This is a genomic window from Mesorhizobium sp. M4B.F.Ca.ET.058.02.1.1 (assembly GCF_003952505.1).
In the GTDB taxonomy this organism is placed as follows: Bacteria; Pseudomonadota; Alphaproteobacteria; order Rhizobiales; family Rhizobiaceae; genus Mesorhizobium.
In genome coordinates this window covers 4,050,808-4,070,104 of sequence record NZ_CP034450.1, presented here as the reverse complement: position 1 = coordinate 4,070,104, position 19,297 = coordinate 4,050,808, and the positions used below count along the sequence as shown (strand labels likewise).

The window sequence follows — 19,297 nt, the reverse complement described above, 5'->3', positions numbered from 1 at the left end:
GCAGCCATGGCCAGCCTCGAGCAGTATCGGGCCAAGCGGGATTTCAGGAAGACCGCCGAGCCGGCCGGCAAGCTGTCGCGGAGCGGCAAGAAGGCCGCCGGCATCTTCGTCATCCACAAGCATGCGGCGACCAGGCTGCACTACGACCTGCGCCTCGAGCATGACGGCGTGCTGTGGAGCTGGGCGGTGACGCGCGGCCCGAGCCTCGATCCGCATGAGAAGCGGCTGGCCGTGCACGTCGAGGACCATCCGATCGATTACGCGCCGTTCGAAGGCACCATCCCGAAGGGCGAGTATGGCGGCGGCTCGGTCATCGTCTGGGATGAGGGCAAATGGATTCCGGAAGGCGATCCGGCCAAGGCGATGAAGAAGGGCCATATCGGCTTCGAGCTGGAAGGCCACAAATTGCATGGCCGCTGGCATCTGGTGCGGCTGAAGCCGCGCTCCGGCGAAAAGCGCGACAACTGGCTGCTGATCAAATCCGACGATGCCGCCGCGCGCCCCGGCGAGGACATCCTGAAGCAGGAGCCGAAATCGGTGAAATCCGGCCTGACGATCGAGGAGGTCGGCGAGGGCAAGACGGCCAAAGGCGCGAAGCCGAAAGTCTGGCACTCCAACAAGCCGGCCGCCGGCAAGGCAAGAGCCGGGCCTGCCAGCCGGCTGGAGTTCATCGAGCCGCAGCTCGCCACGCTGGAGAAGGATGCGCCATCCGGCGACGATTGGCTGCATGAAGTAAAATTCGACGGCTACCGCATGCAGGCGCAGGTCGCCGGCAGCGAGGTGAGGCTGCTCACCCGCGCCGGCCTCGACTGGACCTCAAAATTCGACGGCCCCGTCACCGCCGCGCTCGCCGGTCTGAAGTGCCGGGAAGCCGTCATCGATGGCGAGATCATCGTTCTGGCCGACAGCGGCGTGTCGTCCTTCGCCCTGCTGCAGGCCGATCTGTCGGCCCGCCGCGGCGACCGCTTCGTCTACTATGTCTTCGACCTGATGCGCCTCAACGGCGAGGATCTGCGCCGCGAGCCGCTGGTCGAGCGCAAGCAGGCGCTGGCTGAACTGCTCGGCGACCAGCCGGAAGATTCAGCGCTGCGCTTCAGCGACCATTTCCATGAGCCCGGCAAGATCATGCTGCAGCATGTCTGCCGCATGGGCCTGGAAGGCGTGGTTTCGAAACGCGCCGACGCGCCTTACCGCAGCGGTCGTGGCCTCACCTGGGTGAAATCGAAATGCACGCTGCGCCAGGAATTCGTGATCGGCGGCTATCTGCCGTCCCCCGAGAAGACCGGACGCGGCCTGCGTTCACTGCTGGTCGGCTATCACGAGCGCGGCAAGCTCCACTATGCCGGCCGCGTCGGCACCGGCTTTTCCGGCAAAATGGCCACCGACCTCAAGAAAAAACTCGACGGCCTCACGGCAAGAACCTCGCCCTTTTCCGCCGCCGTGCCCAAGGGAAAGGGCCTGGTCTGGGTCAAGCCTCAACTTGTCGGCGAAGTGGAGTTCCGCAGCTGGACCGCGGACCGTATAATACGTCACGCCTCGTTCCAGGGATTGCGCGAGGACAAGCCGGCGGAGGAAGTCGTGCAGGAAAAACCGAAGCGGGCCTCCGGCAAGGGCGAAAGCGATGCGGGCGGCGGCACGGCGACGCCAAAGGCCGCCTCGGCTGGAGTGGCAAGGACGTCGGTGAAACTATCCCATCCGGACAAGCTGCTGTGGCCCGACGAGAAGGTCTCCAAGCTGGACCTGCTCGACCATTACGCGCTGGTCTGGCCGCGCATGGAACAATTCGTCGTCAACCGGCCGCTCAGTCTGGTGCGGGCGCCGGACGGCATTGGCGGCCAGCGCTTCTTCCAGAAGCATGCCTCGCCCGGCATGAGCGACAAGATCGCCCGGATGAAGGATCCGACCGATGGCGAGGAGATCCTGTTCATCAAGGATTTCGACGGGCTTGCCGCGCTGGTCCAGTACGGTGTCGTCGAGGTCCATATCTGGGGCTCAACCGTCGACGAGCTGGAGAAGCCCGACCAGATCATCTTCGACCTCGATCCCGACGAAGGCGTCGACGTCAAGGCGGTGCGCGAGGCGGCGCTCGACATCCACAAGCAGCTGGACGAGCTGTCGTTGCCCAACCTCGTCAAGACCTCCGGCGGCAAGGGCTATCACGTGCTGGTGCCGCTGAAGCCGTCGGCGGACTGGGACGAGGTCAAGGACTTCGCCCATGATTTCGCCCGCGCGCTGGAGCAGGCCGCGCCCGACCGCTACACCGCGACGCTGTCGAAGAAGGCGCGCACCGGCAAGATCTTCGTCGACTATCTGCGCAACGGCCGCGGCTCGACGACGGTCGCCCCGTACTCCTCGCGCGCCAAGAAGGGGGCGACGGTGTCGATGCCGGTGACCTGGCCGGAACTCGAGAAGGGTCTGGCGCCGAATGCCTTTCCGCTCGGCGATTCCACGACGCTGAAGCAGCTGGGTGAAGCCAATCCGTGGAAGGACTTCTTCAAGCTGGGCAAGCCGTTGAAACGCGGCTGATCACGGAAGGCGCATCAGGCGAGAAACACCTTCTCGAACGCCTGCCTGCCCGGCGGCGAAAACACCACGGCGCGGCTGTCCTTCTCGCGTCGGGCCCATTTCTCGGCGATGATCTTGTCGAGGATGGCGGCGCCCAGCGTGCCGGCGAGATGCGAGCGCCGCACACTCCAGTCGAGACAGGCGCGGCAGACCGGCCGTCGCGCCTTGGCCTCGACATCGATGCCGAGCGCGGAAAAATGCGAGGCCGCTGCCGGGCCAAGCCTGATTTCGCGGTCGTGCCGTAGCAGGACCTTTCGGTCGACGAGTCGGTCGAGCATCGCCACCGCCTGCTCGCCGGCGAGATGGTCGTAGCAGACCCGCGCCACCCGCATCGCCGCGTCGCGTGGCCCCGGCCGCACGCGCTTCGGGCCGACGGCCTCGGCGACGCCGATGATCGCTTCGATCATGCCCGCCACTTGCGGCCCGGCAAGCCCGTAGTAGCGGTGCCGGCCCTGGCTGGCCAGGGTCAGCAATCCACCCTCCATCAGCTTCGACAGATGCGAGGAGGCCGTCGGAAGCGACACGCCGGCCTCGAGCGCCAGTTCCGATGCGGTCAATGCCGTGCCGCCCATCAGCGCGGTGAGCATGTTGGCACGGGCCGGATCGCCGACCAGGCTGGCGGTGCGGGCAATGTCCGGTCCTTCGCGCATAGTTTCATCTCCATCGAAGCATTCTCGCCAGAAAACCACTATCCTGCGGTCAGATCAAGGAGATGGCGACGACGCTCCTGACATCGGATTGCCTATCACACCCGAAGCGCGCGATGCTTCGAGCGTGCTCTAACTGTCGCCGCAGCAAACCCAAGCCGACGAGGAGACGACCATGACCATCACCTGCTTCATCCGCTACGAGATCGACCCGTTCGGCAAGGCGGCATTCGGGCAATATGCCCGCGCCTGGGGGCAGGCCATCCCGCGCTGCGGCGCCGACCTCATCGGCTATTTCGCGCCGCATGAAGGTTCGGCCACCACCGCCTATGCCGCCTACAACATCGAGAACCTCGCGGCCTACGAAGCCTACCGCGCCCGGCTTGCCGCCGACCCGGCCGGCAAGGCGAACTACGAATTCGCGCGGCGCGAGAAATTTATCCTGAAGGAGGACCGCATCTTCCTGAGACTGGCGTCAGGTCCGCATGGGCCGCGGCAGATGTTCCAGACCGACGTCACGGTCAAGGAAGGGATGGAAGCATGATCGCCGTCATCTTCGAGGTCGAGCCGGCTCAGGGAAGGCGCGATGCCTATCTCGGCATCGCGGCGGCGCTGCGGCCCCAGCTCGACGGCATCGACGGCTTCATCTCGATCGAGCGCTTCCAGAGCCTCGCCGATCCGAACCGCGTCCTGTCGCTGTCCTTCTGGCGCGACGAGGACGCGGTGAAAGCCTGGCGCAACACCGAAGAGCACCGGCAGGCGCAGAAGGCCGGCCGCGGCGGTATATTTGCCGGCTATCGTCTGCGCATCGCCCACGTCGTGCGCGACTACGGCCTCACCGACAGGACCGAGGCGCCGCAGGATAGCCGGGCGGTGAATGGGTGAGAGAAGGTGCTACGCATTGCCGATCAGCACGCCGGCCGCGAAGACCAGCGCGCCGCCCAGCACCACCTGGAACGCGGCGCGCCAGAACGGCGTCTGCATGTAGCGGTTCTGCACAAAGGCGATCGCCCACAATTCGAAGAACACCACCACGGCGGCGACCGCCGTCGCCGTCCAGAAGAACGGGATGAGATAGGGCAGCGCATGCCCGAGACCGCCCAGCGTCGTCATGATGCCGACGGTCAGTCCGCGCTTCAGCGGCGAGCCGCGGCCCGACAGCTTGCCGTCGTCGGAGGCGACTTCGGTGAAGCCCATCGAAATGCCGGCGCCGATCGAAGCGGCCAATCCGACCAGGAAGGTCTGGAACGTGTCGTGCGTGGCGAAGGCGGCGGCGAAGATCGGCGCCAGCGTCGACACCGATCCGTCCATCAGCCCGGCCAGTCCCGGCTGCACATAGGTGAGGATGAACTGGCGCTGCTCGGCCGTCGCCTCCTCGATCTTGATCTCGCCCGGAACATGCTCCTGTTCCAGTTGGTGAGCCGAGCTCTCATGGCCCTGCTCGGCCACCGCCAATTCGTCGAGCAGTTTGCGGGTCGAGGCATCGGTGGTGCGCTTGGCGGCCTCGACATAGAAGCGGTAGGCCTGCTGTTCCATCGCTTCGGCCTGCCGGCGCACGGCCTCGATGCCGAGCGGCCTGACCAGCCAGTCGGGCTTGCGCTCGTAATAGCCCCTCACGTGCTCGCGCCGGATCAAGGGGATGCGCTCGCCGAAACGCTTGCGGTAGACCTCGATCAGCGAATCGCGGTGGCCGTCCTCTTCCTCCGCCATGGCCTCGAACACCTTGGCCGATTGCGGGAAGTCTTGCGCCAGCCCGTCGGCATAGGCGCGGTAGATGCGCCCGTCATCCTCCTCCGAGGATATGGCCAGCGCCAGGATCTCCTGCTCGTTGAGCGAATCAAAGGAACGGCGGCCGAAGCCGAAGACACGGGAAAGCATGAGCAAGTCACCCTAGATTAGAATTATTCTAAACTAGGGTTGGACCCGCGGCCGGTCAATCGCGCATTGCGGGCGTGCGCAAGATTTGTTGATCCGGTTGCCGGCGGGGCCTTCTTTATTACCGAACGTTCACCTATATAGCTGAACTTAAGCCAAAAGAAAGGAATCCCCGGATGCCGCCGAAAGAGCATGCGCACGCCCTTGATCCGAAACCTGTCCTCGATCTCATCGCCAGCATCGAGGCCGACCTGCAGCGCCTGAAAGGCCTGGTCGAGCAGCAGGTCGAGAAATTCGATCCCGCCAATCCGCACAACAAGTCTCCCGACGGCAAGCTGACGGAAGAGGCGTCGAGTGCTGCTACCGCATGTTCGACAATGGCAAGTCGCGCTATTCGGTCGCTCAGCAGATGAAGATTTCGTTCGCCGCCGCCACCCACCGCTTCAACGCCTGGCGCAAGCTCGGCGGCAGCAAAAGGCAAAGAACGCTGTTGGGGTGAGGGGCGGCGCCAACGGCAGCTATAATCCGCCAACCTTGTAACCATCACATTTTTTCGTTGGCGCGCCGCGGCCTTTTCCGTGCACCATGGGCGGTCTGTTTGCTCAAGGCCGCGCCCATGACCGTCCCTCCCGGCATCGCCGATATCCGCAACGCCGCGGCGCGCCTCTCCGGCCTGATCGTCGAGACGCCGCTGATCGAATCGCCGGAGCTCAACAAGCGCTATGGCGGCCGCATCCTGTTCAAGCCGGAGACGTTGCAGCGCACCGGCTCGTTCAAGTTCCGCGGCGCCTACAACAAACTGTCGTCGCTGAGCGCGGCGGAGCGCGGTCGCGGCGTCGTCGCCTTCTCCTCGGGCAATCACGCGCAGGGCGTCGCCGCTTCCGCCGCGATGTTCGGCGTCAAGGCGGTCATCGCCATGCCGGCCGACGCGCCGGCGATGAAGATCGGCAATGTCCGCAAGATGGGCGCCGAGGTGGTTCCGTTCGACCGCTTTCGCGATGACCGCATGACGGTGGTTCGTCCCTGGCTGGACAAGGGCATGGCGCTGGTTCCGCCCTTCGACGATCCGGCCATCATCGCCGGCCAGGGCACGATCGGCCTCGAGCTGATGGCCCAGGCCAGGGCTCTCGGCGTCAGCCTCGACGCGGTCGTCATTCCCTGTGGCGGCGGCGGCCTGTCGAGCGGCATCTCCGTTGCCGTCAAGGATGCCTCGCCGGACACCGCGGTCTGGGCCGCCGAACCGGAACATTTCGACGACACCCGCCGTTCGCTGGCCAAGGGTGAGAGGGTCGCCAACGAGCCCGGCCACACCTCGATCTGCGACGCCATCCTCACCGCCGAGCCCGGCGCCATCACCTTCGAGATCAACCGCAAAAACCTCGCCGGCGCTGTCGCCGTGTCCGACAAGGCGACGGCGCAGGCGATGCGCGACGCCATGGCCCATCTCAAGCTGGTGGTCGAGCCCGGCGGCTGCGTGGGCCTCGCCGCGCTCTCGTCCGGCGAGATCGATCTCGCCGGCAAATGCGTCGCCGTCGTGCTCTCTGGCGGCAATGTCGATTTCGACACTTATGCGGAGATCATGGCGGCGGCTTAGGGGACTGCGGGCATTGGACGCCTGAGTCGTTCTGGAGCCGTCAAAGCGAAAACGTCTTGCCGACCACGGATGGAGCGACCGTCTCGCCATAGGCGGCCGCAAGCGCGCTCACGGCGCGCCAGCCCGTGCAATGCCCGGGCGATATCAGCTGCAGGTCAAACTCGGCCAGTGCTTCGACCGTCTCGGGGATGATCGGCTCGGTCACCCCCGAGAGGTGGAAGCCGCCGAACGCGCCGTAGAGCGGAATTTCCGGAAACCGTGCCTTGGCGTGGGTCAGGACGTTGATCAGGCCGGCGTGCGAGCAGGCGGTGAAGACGATTTGCCCCTTGCCGGCCACGTTGATTGCAACGTAGCGCTCGTCCGGCATCACTTCGTCCAGTTCCCAGCCGCCTGCGGCGGTCTGGCGATACTGGCCGGGAAAGCCGCGTTCGAACCGGGTCACGCGCGGGATTTCGCCGCTGACATAGAACGTCTCGTCAAGAAGCAACTGCTCGTCGCGGGTAACGATGACATCGGCGCCGCTCCCGGACAGGACCTCCACGCTCGGCACCAGTTCCATCGGCCGAAACTGCCCATCGGCGGATTTGGTCGCCCGCAAGGCGAACATGTCGGGATGCATGTAGGTCGGGACGGGCCGCCCGCCATTGGCCATCGTGATCATCTGCAGGGCGCGCGGCATTGCGCCGGCGTGGTCCCAGTGCCCATGCGACAGCATTACCGCCCCAACCTCCCCGAGATCGACGCCGAGCCTGACCGCGTTGCGCTCGAACACCCATTCCTCGGGCCCGGTGTCGAACAGCAGCGTGCGGCTGGCCGATGCCGTCCGGACGGTGATCAGGCAGGAAAGCCCATGCGCGGCGCAGCACAGGCATTTGCCCGACAGCCATGGCATCCCGCGACGGCGAAGGCGGGCGAACTCGGTCTCGACGAAGCCGGGGCTCGACGACAGGCTGTCCGTCGCGTTGTCGACGAGAAAGATGACCTCTGCCGTATCGACGACCCTCATCGGACCAGCTCTGATGATACAGGAACCACCACTCTATCGCATTCGAGCGTCCGGCACAGCCGCGACAAGCGTGCGGAGCCCATGCCTTGCTGGACCTAGTCCAGCGTCCGCCTGAACCGCACCAGCGCCACGCCGGCAAACACCGCCACGAACAGCACCAGCCAGCCGATCTCGGTCGCCACCGCCGGCAGCTCGGCGCCCTTTAGCATCACCGCGCGGATGATGCGCAGGAAATGCGTCAGCGGCAGGATCTCGCCGAACAGCTGCGCCCAGCCCGGCATGCCGCGATAGGGGAACATGAAGCCCGACAGCATGATCGAGGGCAGGAAGAAGAAGAAGGTCAGCTGCAGCGCCTGCATCTGCGTGCGTGCGATCGTCGAGATGGTGTAGCCGAGCAGCACCAGCGCCAGCACGAAGATCAGCACGGCGGTCAACAGCAGCGAGATCGAGCCGGTGAACGGGATGGAAAACAGAAGCTTCGCCGCCGCCAGCACCACCACCACCTGCACGGCGCCGACCACCAGATAGGGCAGCACCTTGCCCATCATGATCTCGAGCGGGCTGGAGGGCATGGCGAGCAGGTTCTCCATCGTGCCGCGCTCGGTCTCGCGCGTCAGCGCGATCGAGGTCATCATCACCATCGTCATCTGCAGGATGACGCCGAGCAGGCCGGGCACGATGTTGTATTGCGAGATGCCTTCGGGATTGTAGCGCCGGTGCACCACCACTTCGAGCTGGCCCTTGGCGGTTTCCGCCGCCGCCTCCTGCATGCCGCGCGCCCGAAGCAGCGCCTGGTTGGCGACCGTGCCCAGCGTCGAGATGGCGCCGCTCGCCACGGCCGGGTCGGTGGCGTCGGCCTCGATCAGGATCTGCGGACTGTCACCGCGCTCGACGCGGCGGGCGAAATCGGCGGGAATGGTGACGACAAAGGCGACGTCGCCGCGCGACATCAGGAACTCGGCCTCGGCGGCACTTTGCGCGACATGGTCGAAGCGGTAATAGCCGGTGGTCTGCAGCGCCGAGACCATGGCCCGCGTATAGGGATCGCTGCTCGTCGCCACCAGCGCCGCCGGCAGGCTCTTCGGATCGTTGTTGATGGCATAGCCGAACAGCACCAGCTGCATCAGCGGTACGCCCAGCATCATGGCGAAGGTGATGCGGTCGCGCCGCATCTGGATGAACTCCTTGATCAGCAGCGCGCCGAGCCTGGCGAAGGAGAACAGGGCGCTCATCCTGTTTTTCATCCCATATTGTCCTTCGAGCCGGCCATGAACTGGATGAAGACGTCCTCGAGGCTGGTTTCGCCCGGCGTCACCGTCACGCCCTTGTGCTGCTTTTCGACATCGGCGAGCGCCGCCTTGAGCGCCTGTTTGTCGGAGCCGACGACATGCAGCGTCGCGCCGAACGGCGCCACCTGGTCGACGCCGGCGCGGCCCTGCAGCGCCTCCGCGACCTGGTCGAGACGCGGACCCTGCACCACGAAGGTGGTGAGCCCGGCATTCTTCACCACCTCTTCCACAGTGCCGGTGGCCAGCATCTTGCCGTAGGAGATGTAGCTGATGCGGTGGCAGCGCTCGGCCTCGTCCATATAATGGGTGGAGACCAGCACGGTCAGGCCGCCGCTCGCCAGCCGGTGGATCTCGTCCCAGAATTCTCGCCTTGCCTTGGGATCGACGCCCGCCGTCGGCTCGTCGAGCAGAAGCAGCCTCGGCTTGTGCATGATGCAGGCGGCGAGCGCCAGCCGCTGCTTCCAGCCGCCCGACAGCGTGCCGGCGAGCTGGTTCCGGCGTGTCGTCAGGCCAAGCTCCTCCAGCGTCCGCGCCACATGCTCCTCGACCGGTCTCAGCTGGTAGAGCCGGGCCACGAATTCGAGGTTCTCGCCGATCGTCAGATCCTCGTAGAACGAGAATTTCTGCGTCATGTAGCCGACTTCGCGCTTGATCCTGAGCGCATCGGTGCGGATGTCGAGGCCGAGCACCGTGCCTTCGCCCTCGTCCGGCGTGAGCAGTCCGCACATGATGCGGATGGTCGTCGTCTTGCCCGAGCCGTTCGGCCCCAGGAAGCCGACGATCTCACCCTCGGCCACCGTCATCGTCACGTGGTCGACGACGGTCTTGTTGCCGAAGCGCTTGACCAGGCCATGGACGTCGATGGCGTTCATTTTCCGGCATCCGCCAGGTCGACGTCGACGATCTGCCCGGGCTGCAGCGGGCCGGCATCGCCCTCCGGCCGCGCCTCGACCAGAAACACCAGCTTCTGCCGGTTCTCCAGCGAATAGATCACCGGCGGCGTAAACTCCGGATCCGGCGACACATAGCTGACGCGCGCCCTCAGATCAGGCCCGCAGCCGTCGCAATGGACGCTGAGCAGCGCACCGACCTTGACCGAGGAGAAGGCGCTTTCCGGTACATAGACGCTGACCTTCACGGCGCCGTCCGGCAGTATCGAGATGACAGGCGCCGTCGGGCCGGCGGTGTCGCCCGGATTGCGGATCACGTCGTTGACGCGACCGGGCGAAGGCGCCGTCAGCACGCGCTTGGACAGCCGCCACTGAGCCTGTCCCAGGGCCGATTGCGCCTGCTTGACCTGGTTGTCGGCGGCCTTGATCGTTTCCGGGCGTGCCGGCAGACCGCCGACAGCGAGGTTGGCTTCGGCCTGGCCGACCTGCGCGTTGGCCGTCTCCAGCGCGGCCGACGCCGTATCGTAATCTGCCTGCGTGCCGGTGCCGCGCTTGTAAAGGTCGCTGGCGCGGTCATAGCGGCGCTTGGCGTCGGCGGCCTGAGCCCTGGCCATGTCGACTTGTGCCTTCAGCACGGCGATTTCTTCCGGACGCTTGCCCACTTGCAGGTCGGCGAGCTGCGCCTGCGCCTGCGCCAGCGCTGCCTCAGCCTGAGCCACGGTGATCTTGGCGTCGGCGCTCTCCAGCGTCACCACCGTCGCGCCCGGCGCGACGCGGTCGCCGCGCTTGACCGCGACGGTCTCCACCTGCGCGACCTCGATCGGTGCCAGCAACACATAGTCGCCCTCGACATAGCCTACGGCCAGCGGTGCAGCCGGCGCGCAGGCGCCGAACAGCTGGGCGGCTAGCGGCAGCGAACAGAGAAAGCTCATGATTTGCCCTCCTTGCGGGCGGCCACGGTGCCAGCGGCCGGATTGCGGGCAGCCAGATTGCGGGCGGCAAGCATTGCGCTGAGATTGTCCGAGGCGATCGCCACCACCTTGGCCGCCTCGGCCTCGCCGATCTCGCGCCAGCCCATCCGGCGCATCACCGCCTCGCGGCCGATGCGGAAATAGATCACCTGGCCGATCAGCGTGAAGACGGTGAGCCGGGTGCGCTCGCTCTCGGCCGGTTCGCCCGTGGCCTGCTCCCAGATCATGCAAAGCCTGCGATGCGTCGGCTCGAACACGCCGGCATAGATGCGGTCGAGCGCGGCGGTCGGGTGGGAAAGCTCTCTAAGTACGAATTGTACGATCTCGCCTGCCTGCGGGCTCGCAACGATGAAGGCCACCATCCGCTCCAGCGCCGTGAAAAGCTGCGCCCGTGCCGCTTCCGCGTCCGCCGGCGCTGGCGCGGCGCTGACGGCCTGGTTTCCAAGTGCTTGCCCGGCAATCGTCTGGATGGTGTCGACGATGTAGTCGGCGGCGGCGGCGCGCAGGCCTTCCTTGCCGCCGAAATGATAGGCGATGGAGCCGATATTGGCCTTGGCCTCCGCCGCGATCTCGCGCGTCGAGGTGCCGTCGAAGCCTTGCCGGCCGAACAGCTTCAGCGCCGCGTGCACAAGTGCGGCGCGCGTCTGCTCGGCGGGAGAAGCTTCGCGATGGGGAGGTTTGACGCTCGTTTTCTTGCTCACGGTATTCGTTTAATCAATCGATTGATTAAAGTCAATCCGATTCTCAGCTTCGGCTTGCCATGTCCGTCCGCGCGCGCTTTAGTGCGCGGCCATGGGCAAGGAAGTCGAACGCAAATTCCTGGTCTCCAGCGCCGCCTGGCGTGACCTGGCCGAGGCGGATATCCGCATCCGGCAATTTTACCTTGCCGCCGCCCCCGGCCGCACGGTCCGCGTGCGCATCAGCGACGACACCTCAGCGGAACTGACGCTCAAATTCGGCAGCAAAGCGCGCGAGCGCGACGAGTTCGAATATCCGATCCCACTTGCGGAGGCTGAAGAAATGCAGGCCTTCGCCATCGGACGTGTCATCGAGAAGACACGTCACCATGTTAGGCACCGCGGCTATCTCTACGAAGTCGATGTCTTCGGCGGGATGCTGGCGGGGCTGGTGGTCGCCGAGCTCGAGACGCCGGAAGACGTGCCGGACGAAATGCTGCCTGATTGGCTCGGCCGTGAAATCACAGGCGAGTCGAGGTTCTACAACGCGTCGCTCGCCCTTGGGGGGATTCCGGAGATCGCCGCATGAGTTTTCGCATCGATCCGCACCTGCCGCTGACCGGCGAGGTCAGGCGCATCCTGACTGACGAGGTCGGCAAGGCGCTCGCCCATCTCGAGATGGCGCGTGAGAAGCCCGAGCAGGGGCTGCATAAATGCCGCAAGCGGTTGAAGAGCGTGCGTGCATTGCTGCGCCTGGTTCGTTCCGGTGACGAACCGTTCTGCCAGACCGAAAACGAGTGCTACAAGCAGGTATCGGCGCTGCTTGCCGGGCCGCGCGAGGCGACCGCCCTGATCGAAACCATCGACCGCCTGGCAGCAAGCTTCCCGGAGCAGAGCGCCGGCGGCGGCCTCGATGCCGTCCGCGACCGGCTGGTTATGCGCCAGCATGAGTTGCATGCCGGCGCAGGTCTCGATGCCGCGATCAGTGCCGCGGCTGCCGCTTGCCGGGAGGGCCTCGGCCATATCGACAGGCTCTCCCTGCCCGACCAGCCCGAGCAGGCGGCCGACATTCTCGCCGAGGGCGCCCGCGCCACCTTGCGGCGGGCGCGCAAAGCGCTGGACAAGGCTGGGTCCCGCGGCGAGGCGGATGATTTCCACGACCTGCGCAAGGCGGCCAAGACCCACAGCATGCACCTGTCGCTGCTCGGCCGGCTGTGGCCGACACCGATCAAGGCCCGCCGCAAGGCGGTCGATGCTCTGGGTGAACGGCTGGGCGAACTCCACGATGTCTTCGTCATGCGCGCCCTGCTCGATGCCGAAGCCGAGCCGCTCGGACCGCCAGAGGATACAAAGCTTCTCGGCAAGCTCCTGAAGCGCTCGGAAAAGAGCCTGCGCAAGTCAAGCCTCGCCGAGGCGGCCGAACTGTTCGGCGACAGCCCCAAACGGTCGACCAGGAAACTTGCCCGCAAGGCCCGCGATGACCTCGCCGGAGCAGCCCAGGAAGATCTGGCGGCCGCCGCCGGCTAACGGGCGCTGCTGGCGTCCCCCCGCCGGCCCATGCTAATCACGCTCTACCATGACCGCGCCGGCCGAAACCCTTCTCGACCGCCTTGGCCGCTGGCTTGCCAGCCGGCTGCAGGATGAGTCCTCGGGCTATGAGCCCTACACACCGTCCGATGCCGAAACGCTGCGCCGCGCGCTGGAACCGGGCGACATCCTGCTCATTGAGGGCAACCAGAAGATCTCGGCGGTCATTAAATACCTGACCCAGTCGACATGGTCGCATGCTGCCTTCTATGTCGGCGATGCCTTGCCCGCGCCTGAAGACGGTTCGGAGCGGCCGCGCCTGATCGAGGTCACGCTCGGCGAGGGTTGTGTCGCCGTGCCGCTGTCGCGCTACCGCACCTACAACACCCGCATCTGCCGGGCGAGCGGCCTGACGCCCGAAGACCGCGACCATGTCGTGGCCTTCATGATCGGCAAGCTCGGCCTGAAATACGATCTCAAGAATATCTTCGATATGCTGCGATTTTTCTTTCCAACGCCGCCGGTGCCGGTGCGCTGGCGCCGCCGCATGCTGGCGTTCGGGTCCGGCGATCCGACGCGGGCGATCTGCTCGACGCTGATCGCCGAGGCCTATGGCCAGATACGCTATCCGATCCTGCCCGAGATCACCCGCGCGCCCGGCCGCGCCTCGGCGCAATCGAGCTACATGCGCCGCGAGATCTTGCACATCCGCCACCACTCGCTCTACACGCCGCGCGATTTCGACCTGTCGCCCTTCTTCCGCATCGTCAAGCCGACGCTGGAATATGGCTTCGACTACCGGGCGGTGACCTGGGACGACAAGGCGGCCGAGGCCAAGGCCGCGGAATAAATTAGGCGGGCTGGCGTGGTTTGCCGGCAACGGGCCGGCCGCTCGGCCTCGCGCCGCCATCGCGTGCATGCGGCCCGATCGGCATGATCGCCGGAAACGGCGTCGCCCCGAAGGCGAACGTCCATTTGTAGCCGATGAGCTGTTCCTCCGGTGTCGTGTGCTGGTCGTGATGGGCAAGCAGTTTTGCGCGCTCCGCCAGCTCTTCCGCCTCGCGCCGCACCATCTCCGCCGTCTCAGGTCGCATCCGCCGCGAGAAGCTGACGAAACTCGCCTCGCGCTCCAGATGGGTGATCGCCCAGCCGATGAAATTCTTGTTGGTCGTCTCGAATAGCGGCCTCAGCGGCCCGTCGAAATTCCACTGGATCGGCGTCTCGACCAGCAGCCGCGCCGAAAGCCCGCGCCCGATCTCGACAAGGCCGAGCTCTTCCAGGTCGCGCAGATAGAGGAACATAGAGGCCTCGCTCAACCCTTGAGAACGCATGATGCCCTGGGGTGTGAACTTCTCCGAGAGCATGATGAAGACGAACAGCAGCGCCGGCCGTGCAGAAAGTTTGCGCTCGATCTCCGGCGCGACATGGTTGGCGGGTCCCGGCCCCCTGTTCATCGATCCCAGCACGTTCTCCAGCTCGACCTCGGCGGCGGCGCAGATCTCGACCAGGCGGTCGAGCTTGCAGTTCTTCTCATGGAAGACACGCTTCACCGTCGGCTCGGAAACACCCATGCGCTCGGCCAGCATGCGATAGGTCAGGCCCTTCGCCCTCAGCGTGCGTTTCAGCGCCTCGAAGATCGGACCGTTCATGGAATGCACCTCGCCAGCGCGAATTCGTATCGATTTGTGATACTAGCTGGAAGAGGCATTCCGGAAAAGTATCAAAAACCCTAGCTCTCCGCCGTCATCACAGGAGACCAGGCCATGAAGACCCTCATCGCTTCGACCATCTTCGCGATCGCCGGCATTGCGCTGACTTCAGTCGCCGAGGCCGGCGAAATCTGGCGCGCCACCGGCTTCGAGCAGCCGGAATAGGCGCTCTTCGATGCCGTCAACAAGCGCATCATCGTCTCCAACATCGTCGGCAATCCCGGCGCGGCCGACGGCAATGGCTACCTTTCGGTGCTATCGCTCGACGGCAAGGTCGTCACGCGGCATTGGACCGACGGCATGGACGCGCCCAAGGGCATGGCGATTTCCGGCGGCAAGCTCTATGTCGCCGACATCACCAGGGTCCGCGTCGTCGATCTCTCCAGCGGCAAGCTGCTCACAAGCATCGACGTGCCGGACGCCGTCTTCCTCAACGACATGACGGCCGACAGCGCGGGCAAGGTCTATGTCAGCGACATGCTGGCCGACGCGATTTACCGCATCGACAGCGACACACCGAAACTGTTCGTCAAGAACGCCGCGCTTGCCTCGCCCAACGGCGTCTTCGCCGACGGCGGCAGGCTGATCGTCGCGTCCTGGGGCAAGGGCATCAAGCCTGACTTCAGCACCGCCGAGCCCGGCGGCCTGCTTGCGGTCGACCTCGCCACCAGGACGGTTTCGCAATTACCCGGCGCGGAAAAGTTCGCCGACCTCGACGGCGTCGTCGCCATCGGCGACAGCATCTACGCCACCGCCTACATGACCGGCACGCTCTACCGCTATCACGGCGGTGGCAAGCCTGAGGTGGTCGCCACCTTCAAGCCGGGCAGCGCCGACATCGGCGCCGATGGCAAAACCATCTTCGTGCCGCTGATGAACGAGGGCGAGGTCGCCGCGCTCAGCCTCGATTGAAGCCGTCGGGCGGTCGGCTCGAGTTGAGGCCGCCCGCTCAGCGATCAGGCGGCGGGCGCCTTGAGCTGCGCCTGCGCATCGCGGATCGAGGCGGCGTAGGTGACCAGCGGCCGCTTGACGCCGTGGTTGATCAGCATGCGCCGCGTCTGCGGCGCAGCGCCGGCGATGATAAAGCGCACGCCGGCGCGCTTGGCCTTGTGCGCCGCGCCCTCGATGACGTTGGCCGCGGTGGAATCGAAGAACGGCACCGCCGAACAGTCGAGGATGAAGTTCTTCCTCTGGTCGGCGATGCGGTCGAGCACGGCGCCGACGGTCGAAGCGGCGCCGAAGAAGAAGGCGCCCGAAATGCGGTAGACGACAGTGTCGGCATCGCTCGCCTCGCTGGAATCATAGGCGGTGGCGCGGTCGGCGACGTCCTCCGGCACCAGCGGCTGGTCGGCCTCGACGGCGATCGATTTGGCCATGCGATCGATGAACAGGATCGAGCCCAGCGCGAAGCCGACGACGATGCCTTCGGTGAGGTCGCGGAAGATGACGATCAGGAACGTCGCCATCAGCACCAGCGCATCGCCTGACGAGCTTCTGAGCAGCGTGGCGAAGGCCTGTTTCTCGAACATGTTCCAGCACACCACCGCCAGCACGCCGGCAAGGGCGGCGAGCGGGATGTAGCTGGCGAGCGGGGCCGCCACCAGCATCAACGCCAAGAGCATCGCCGAATGCAACATGCCCGAGACCGGACCGTGCGCGCCGGCCCGCACGTTGGTGGCGGTGCGGGCGATCGTGCCGGTGGCGCAGATTCCGCCGAACAGGGCCGACGCGATGTTGGCGAAACCTTGCGCCACCAATTCGCAGTTGGAGCGGTGGCGGCGGCCGGTCATGCCGTCGGCGACCACGGCAGACAGCAGCGATTCGATCGCGCCGAGCAGGGCAAAGGCGATCGCGTCCGGCAGCACGTCGACCATCCTGTCGAGACTGAGCGGCGGCAGGGCCGGCCATTGCAGGCTTCGCGGGATGCCGCCAAAGCGCGTGCCGATCGTTTCGGCCGGCAGTGAAAACAGCGCCACGACGAGTGAGGCCAGCCCGATGGCGACCAGCATCGCCGGCCATTTCGGCCGCCAGCGCTTGAGGAGGACGATGGTCGCGATGGTAAGCACCGCCACGAAGGTCGCGGCCGGGTTGATCGTGCCGGCCGCCTCGCTGAGCGCCATCAGCTTCGGCACCAGCGGCCCCGGCTCCTTGCCGGCGAGCTTCAGCCCGAACAGCTCGGTGATCTGGCCGGAGAAGATGATGACGGCAATCCCCGCGGTGAAGCCGACGGTCACCGGATACGGGATGAACTTGATATAGGTGCCGAGCCTGAGGTAGCCGATGGCGAGCAGGAAGACGCCGGCCATAATCGTCGCCAGCAGCAGACCGTCGACGCCCACACGCGCCACCGTCGCCGCCACCAGCACGATGAAGGCGCCCGCCGGCCCGCCGATCTGGAAGCGGCTGCCGCCGAGCGCCGAAATGATGAAGCCGCCGACGATCGAGGTGTAGAGGCCGCGCTCTGGTGTGACGCCGGATGCGATCGCGATCGCCATCGACAGTGGCAGCGCCACGATGGCGACCGTCAGCCCGGCAACGGCGTCGGCCCTGAAATGCGCCAGCGTGTAGCCCTCGCGCAGCACCGTCACCAGCTTCGGTGTGAACAGTTCGGCAAATGTCGGCCGTGCCGGTTGATGGGTTGCCCGCCTGGTTTGATCCATGGACTGCCTTCCACTCCTGAAAGGCGGCGGGATCGTCGGCAGGGATGTCGGCGGTCGCCGTCGCGACTTTAGAGCGACGCGCGTCCAAATCGGACGCACAAGATATGCTCTAACACTTTACGTGCCGGCTCAGCCTTGCGGGTTCTGCGGTGCGGCCGGCTTGAGGCGCACGCCCCTGCCGCCGCGCTCGCTGGCCTGGTTCTCGCCGATCAGCTCCACCCCGGACCCGTCGAGGGCCTGGATGACCTTCATCAGCGTGTCGACCACGCCCCTGACGACACCGTCGCTCGCCTCCATGCGCTGGATGGTCGGAAGCGAAACCCCGGCGCGCTCGGCCAGCGTCTTCTGATCGATGCCGGCCAGCGCCCTCGCGGCGCGCATCTGCTGGGCGGTGATCATCGGCCAGAACCCTTGTCTGAGTCTGCAGTATCAATGGATAATATAAGGATCATGATGTTTCAAGCATCATTTAGCATGGATGAAACATGGGTCACTCACTGTCCGCCACCGCATGGCGCCGCTGCAGGAAGCGCGCCACCAGCCAGCAGAGCATGGCCCAGGCGAAACCGGCACACCAGCCGGCGAGCACGTCGGACGGCCAGTGGACGCCGAGATAGACGCGGCTGGCGCCGACCAGCAATGTCGTCAGTATGGCAAGGCCGAGGACAAAGATCTTCGTCGTGCGGCCCGGCAGGAAGCGGGCCGCCATGCTGCCTAGGGTGAGGTAGGTCACCGCCGAAAGCATGGCGTGACCACTCGGAAAGGACAGCGAGGTCTCGTTGACGAGATGCGAAACAAGATCCGGTCGTGGCCGGTCGACTTCGAACTTGAGCAGGCTCGACAGCACTTGCCCGCCCGCCACGGCCACGAACATCAGCAGCGCGGTTGCCGGCCGGCGGATGAGCAGTAGATAGATGATGACCGCTGTCGTCACCAGCACCAAAACGCTGGTGCCGCCAAGGCTGGTAATGTCGCGCACCGCCCCTTCCAGCCAGGCCGGGCCGATCGGACTATCCGGCTGGCCCGGATGGCGAAAGGCGAGCAGGATCTCGGTGTCGAAAGCATGCGGCGTGGTCGCGTGCGCCACCTCCATCAGCTCCTCCAAGCCCCACAGACCGCCGGCGATCACCAGTCCGGCCAGTAGAACCGGGAACTCGATCTTGTTGAGCAGGGCGGTTGCGAAGGACCTCATCAGCTTGGCCGTCCGACTACAGCCGCTGCATATAGGGCCCGAGGGTGATCAGCGCCACGGCGGCGATCGCCAGCACGATGCCGGTGGCCTGCAGCGCGTTGACCCTCTCGCCGAAAAAGGCAAGCGCAACCACGTTCACCGACACCAGTTGGATCACCGCCGAAAGGCTGAACGACACCGACATGCCGAACTCACGGATCAGCCTCAGCATGATCAGGTTGCCGATCGAATAGAGCGCCAGCGTCAGCACGATCTTGCCGAGGCTTGGCGCCAGCCCCCATTGCTTGGCCGCGGTCGCCGCGAGCAGGAAGATCACGGTCGACACACCAAGCTGCACCAGTCCCCAGAAACTCACTTTTCATCCCCTCCTGTAGCGGCCGTCGCCGCGCGTGCCGCAGTCCTTGTTTCCCAAGCGCGCGAGGCCGTCAAGCAGACCGCGTCGGACCGGTGTCCCGCTCAGACATGATCGAAGCCGGATGTCGCAAGATACGTCCTGGCAACATGGTTGGTGCTGGCCGGCGCGATATTTTGACGATCATGCGGGAGCGACGAATGACGGCCGAAGCCGGCCGTATCCATGGTCGCGCTCATGAGCCGGCAAATAGATTGCCGAAATCGCGACTTCTGTCACGAAAATGTGATCCTGCGGCTATACGGGTCGGAAGCTCACATGCTCCAGCCAAGAAGCCAGAGGA

At 65.6% G+C, this 19,297-nt stretch carries 21 protein-coding genes and 1 pseudogene; 9 read left to right on the top strand and 13 right to left on the bottom strand.

Annotated elements, in window-relative coordinates; genetic code table 11:
- Window positions 1-6: 6 nt before the first annotated feature.
- On the top strand, window positions 7-2,526 hold the full coding sequence (gene ligD, locus EJ073_RS19940; protein ID WP_126057273.1) for a DNA ligase D: 2,520 nt from the start codon (window positions 7-9) through the stop codon (window positions 2,524-2,526).
- Between the two features lie 14 nt (window positions 2,527-2,540).
- Here ligD and EJ073_RS19935 read toward each other — a convergent pair whose 3' ends face one another.
- Window positions 2,541-3,215, bottom strand: a complete 675-nt coding sequence (locus EJ073_RS19935) for a winged helix-turn-helix domain-containing protein (RefSeq protein WP_126057272.1) — start codon at window positions 3,213-3,215, stop codon at window positions 2,541-2,543.
- A gap of 172 nt (window positions 3,216-3,387) precedes the next feature.
- Between EJ073_RS19935 and EJ073_RS19930 the strand changes: the two genes are divergently transcribed.
- The gene (locus EJ073_RS19930) at window positions 3,388-3,756 is read left to right on the top strand and encodes an NIPSNAP family protein (RefSeq protein ID WP_126057271.1); all 369 of its coding nucleotides are present in this window, start codon (window positions 3,388-3,390) and stop codon (window positions 3,754-3,756) included.
- The gene (locus EJ073_RS19925) at window positions 3,753-4,097 is read left to right on the top strand and encodes an antibiotic biosynthesis monooxygenase (protein WP_126057270.1); all 345 of its coding nucleotides are present in this window, start codon (window positions 3,753-3,755) and stop codon (window positions 4,095-4,097) included. Before EJ073_RS19930 ends, EJ073_RS19925 begins: the two co-directional genes overlap by 4 nt.
- 9 nt (window positions 4,098-4,106) lie before the next feature.
- Here EJ073_RS19925 and mbfA read toward each other — a convergent pair whose 3' ends face one another.
- On the bottom strand, window positions 4,107-5,090 hold the full coding sequence (mbfA, locus tag EJ073_RS19920; protein ID WP_126057269.1) for an iron exporter MbfA: 984 nt from the start codon (window positions 5,088-5,090) through the stop codon (window positions 4,107-4,109).
- A gap of 23 nt (window positions 5,091-5,113) precedes the next feature.
- A complete protein-coding gene (locus EJ073_RS32230) occupies window positions 5,114-5,401 on the bottom strand; it encodes a hypothetical protein (protein WP_245455798.1) in 288 nt (95 codons plus the stop codon).
- On the opposite strand from EJ073_RS32230, the pseudogene EJ073_RS19915 reads away from it, so the two are divergent.
- Both EJ073_RS19915 and EJ073_RS19910 read left to right on the top strand, forming a co-directional pair.
- Window positions 5,318-5,586: pseudogene (locus EJ073_RS19915) on the top strand (hypothetical protein). The gene EJ073_RS32230 and the pseudogene EJ073_RS19915 overlap by 84 nt on opposite strands.
- Window positions 5,587-5,703: 117 nt before the next feature.
- Complete coding sequence (locus tag EJ073_RS19910; protein ID WP_126057268.1) at window positions 5,704-6,681, top strand: threonine/serine dehydratase; 978 nt, start codon at window positions 5,704-5,706, stop codon at window positions 6,679-6,681.
- Window positions 6,682-6,721: 40 nt separating this feature from the next.
- On the opposite strand, the gene EJ073_RS19905 is transcribed toward EJ073_RS19910, so the two are convergent.
- The 5 genes from EJ073_RS19905 to EJ073_RS19885 form a co-directional block, all read right to left on the bottom strand.
- Window positions 6,722-7,687, bottom strand: coding sequence for an MBL fold metallo-hydrolase (locus EJ073_RS19905; protein WP_126057267.1), 966 nt, complete (start codon window positions 7,685-7,687; stop codon window positions 6,722-6,724).
- 95 nt (window positions 7,688-7,782) lie between these two features.
- Window positions 7,783-8,919: an ABC transporter permease gene (locus tag EJ073_RS19900; RefSeq protein ID WP_126059285.1), complete on the bottom strand. Its 1,137-nt coding sequence runs from the start codon at window positions 8,917-8,919 to the stop codon at window positions 7,783-7,785.
- 8 nt (window positions 8,920-8,927) lie between these two features.
- Window positions 8,928-9,848: an ABC transporter ATP-binding protein gene (locus EJ073_RS19895; RefSeq protein WP_126057266.1), complete on the bottom strand. Its 921-nt coding sequence runs from the start codon at window positions 9,846-9,848 to the stop codon at window positions 8,928-8,930.
- Window positions 9,845-10,798: an HlyD family efflux transporter periplasmic adaptor subunit gene (locus EJ073_RS19890; RefSeq protein ID WP_126057265.1), complete on the bottom strand. Its 954-nt coding sequence runs from the start codon at window positions 10,796-10,798 to the stop codon at window positions 9,845-9,847. Before EJ073_RS19890 ends, EJ073_RS19895 begins: the two co-directional genes overlap by 4 nt.
- Window positions 10,795-11,538 (bottom strand): DUF1956 domain-containing protein, encoded by a 744-nt coding sequence (locus EJ073_RS19885; RefSeq protein WP_126057264.1) that lies wholly within the window; start codon window positions 11,536-11,538, stop codon window positions 10,795-10,797. The genes EJ073_RS19890 and EJ073_RS19885 overlap by 4 nt, the downstream gene beginning before the upstream one ends.
- 91 nt (window positions 11,539-11,629) lie before the next feature.
- Here EJ073_RS19885 and EJ073_RS19880 point away from each other — a divergent pair, with 91 nt between their 5' ends.
- Genes EJ073_RS19880 through EJ073_RS19870 form a run of 3 tightly spaced genes read left to right on the top strand, consistent with a single transcriptional unit; the run spans window position 11,630 to window position 13,891 of the window.
- Window positions 11,630-12,103, top strand: coding sequence for a CYTH domain-containing protein (locus EJ073_RS19880; RefSeq protein ID WP_126057263.1), 474 nt, complete (start codon window positions 11,630-11,632; stop codon window positions 12,101-12,103).
- On the top strand, window positions 12,100-13,041 hold the full coding sequence (locus EJ073_RS19875) for a CHAD domain-containing protein (protein ID WP_126057262.1): 942 nt from the start codon (window positions 12,100-12,102) through the stop codon (window positions 13,039-13,041). The genes EJ073_RS19880 and EJ073_RS19875 overlap by 4 nt, the downstream gene beginning before the upstream one ends.
- A gap of 49 nt (window positions 13,042-13,090) precedes the next feature.
- Entirely contained in the window at window positions 13,091-13,891 is an 801-nt protein-coding gene (locus EJ073_RS19870) for a lipo-like protein (protein ID WP_126057261.1), read from the top strand.
- A gap of 1 nt (window position 13,892) precedes the next feature.
- Here the strand turns inward: EJ073_RS19870 and EJ073_RS19865 are convergent, their stop codons facing one another.
- Window positions 13,893-14,690, bottom strand: a complete 798-nt coding sequence (locus EJ073_RS19865) for a helix-turn-helix transcriptional regulator (protein ID WP_126057260.1) — start codon at window positions 14,688-14,690, stop codon at window positions 13,893-13,895.
- 312 nt (window positions 14,691-15,002) lie between these two features.
- On the opposite strand from EJ073_RS19865, the gene EJ073_RS19860 reads away from it, so the two are divergent.
- Window positions 15,003-15,662: an ATP/GTP-binding protein gene (locus EJ073_RS19860; RefSeq protein WP_245455295.1), complete on the top strand. Its 660-nt coding sequence runs from the start codon at window positions 15,003-15,005 to the stop codon at window positions 15,660-15,662.
- Window positions 15,663-15,706: 44 nt separating this feature from the next.
- Here EJ073_RS19860 and EJ073_RS19855 read toward each other — a convergent pair whose 3' ends face one another.
- The 4 genes from EJ073_RS19855 to EJ073_RS19840 all read right to left on the bottom strand — a co-directional run bounded on the left by EJ073_RS19855 (window position 15,707) and on the right by EJ073_RS19840 (window position 18,957).
- Window positions 15,707-17,410, bottom strand: coding sequence for a SulP family inorganic anion transporter (locus EJ073_RS19855; protein WP_126057259.1), 1,704 nt, complete (start codon window positions 17,408-17,410; stop codon window positions 15,707-15,709).
- A gap of 129 nt (window positions 17,411-17,539) precedes the next feature.
- Entirely contained in the window at window positions 17,540-17,809 is a 270-nt protein-coding gene (locus tag EJ073_RS19850; protein WP_126057258.1) for a helix-turn-helix transcriptional regulator, read from the bottom strand.
- A 91-nt stretch (window positions 17,810-17,900) separates the two neighbouring features.
- Window positions 17,901-18,602 carry a phosphatase PAP2 family protein gene (locus EJ073_RS19845; RefSeq protein WP_126057257.1) on the bottom strand — a complete coding sequence of 234 codons (702 nt, stop codon included), beginning with the start codon at window positions 18,600-18,602 and terminating at the stop codon, window positions 17,901-17,903.
- A 16-nt stretch (window positions 18,603-18,618) separates the two neighbouring features.
- A complete protein-coding gene (locus EJ073_RS19840; RefSeq protein ID WP_126057256.1) occupies window positions 18,619-18,957 on the bottom strand; it encodes a hypothetical protein in 339 nt (112 codons plus the stop codon).
- Window positions 18,958-19,297 lie beyond the last annotated feature (340 nt).

Bases quoted from the DNA above. Each gene is read 5' to 3' on its own strand.
- ligD (WP_126057273.1), top strand. From the start codon at position 7: ATGGCCAGCCTCGAGCAGTATCGGGCCAAGCGGGATTTCAGGAAGACC.
- EJ073_RS19935 (WP_126057272.1), bottom strand. From the start codon at position 3,215: ATGCGCGAAGGACCGGACATTGCCCGCACCGCCAGCCTGGTCGGCGAT.
- EJ073_RS19930 (WP_126057271.1), top strand. From the start codon at position 3,388: ATGACCATCACCTGCTTCATCCGCTACGAGATCGACCCGTTCGGCAAG.
- EJ073_RS19925 (WP_126057270.1), top strand. From the start codon at position 3,753: ATGATCGCCGTCATCTTCGAGGTCGAGCCGGCTCAGGGAAGGCGCGAT.
- mbfA (WP_126057269.1), bottom strand. From the start codon at position 5,090: ATGCTTTCCCGTGTCTTCGGCTTCGGCCGCCGTTCCTTTGATTCGCTC.
- EJ073_RS19910 (WP_126057268.1), top strand. From the start codon at position 5,704: ATGACCGTCCCTCCCGGCATCGCCGATATCCGCAACGCCGCGGCGCGC.
- EJ073_RS19905 (WP_126057267.1), bottom strand. From the start codon at position 7,687: ATGAGGGTCGTCGATACGGCAGAGGTCATCTTTCTCGTCGACAACGCG.
- EJ073_RS19900 (WP_126059285.1), bottom strand. From the start codon at position 8,919: ATGAGCGCCCTGTTCTCCTTCGCCAGGCTCGGCGCGCTGCTGATCAAG.
- EJ073_RS19895 (WP_126057266.1), bottom strand. From the start codon at position 9,848: ATGAACGCCATCGACGTCCATGGCCTGGTCAAGCGCTTCGGCAACAAG.
- EJ073_RS19890 (WP_126057265.1), bottom strand. From the start codon at position 10,798: ATGAGCTTTCTCTGTTCGCTGCCGCTAGCCGCCCAGCTGTTCGGCGCC.
- EJ073_RS19880 (WP_126057263.1), top strand. From the start codon at position 11,630: ATGGGCAAGGAAGTCGAACGCAAATTCCTGGTCTCCAGCGCCGCCTGG.
- EJ073_RS19875 (WP_126057262.1), top strand. From the start codon at position 12,100: ATGAGTTTTCGCATCGATCCGCACCTGCCGCTGACCGGCGAGGTCAGG.
- EJ073_RS19870 (WP_126057261.1), top strand. From the start codon at position 13,091: ATGACCGCGCCGGCCGAAACCCTTCTCGACCGCCTTGGCCGCTGGCTT.
- EJ073_RS19865 (WP_126057260.1), bottom strand. From the start codon at position 14,690: ATGAACGGTCCGATCTTCGAGGCGCTGAAACGCACGCTGAGGGCGAAG.
- EJ073_RS19855 (WP_126057259.1), bottom strand. From the start codon at position 17,410: ATGGATCAAACCAGGCGGGCAACCCATCAACCGGCACGGCCGACATTT.
- EJ073_RS19850 (WP_126057258.1), bottom strand. From the start codon at position 17,809: ATGATCACCGCCCAGCAGATGCGCGCCGCGAGGGCGCTGGCCGGCATC.
- EJ073_RS19845 (WP_126057257.1), bottom strand. From the start codon at position 18,602: ATGAGGTCCTTCGCAACCGCCCTGCTCAACAAGATCGAGTTCCCGGTT.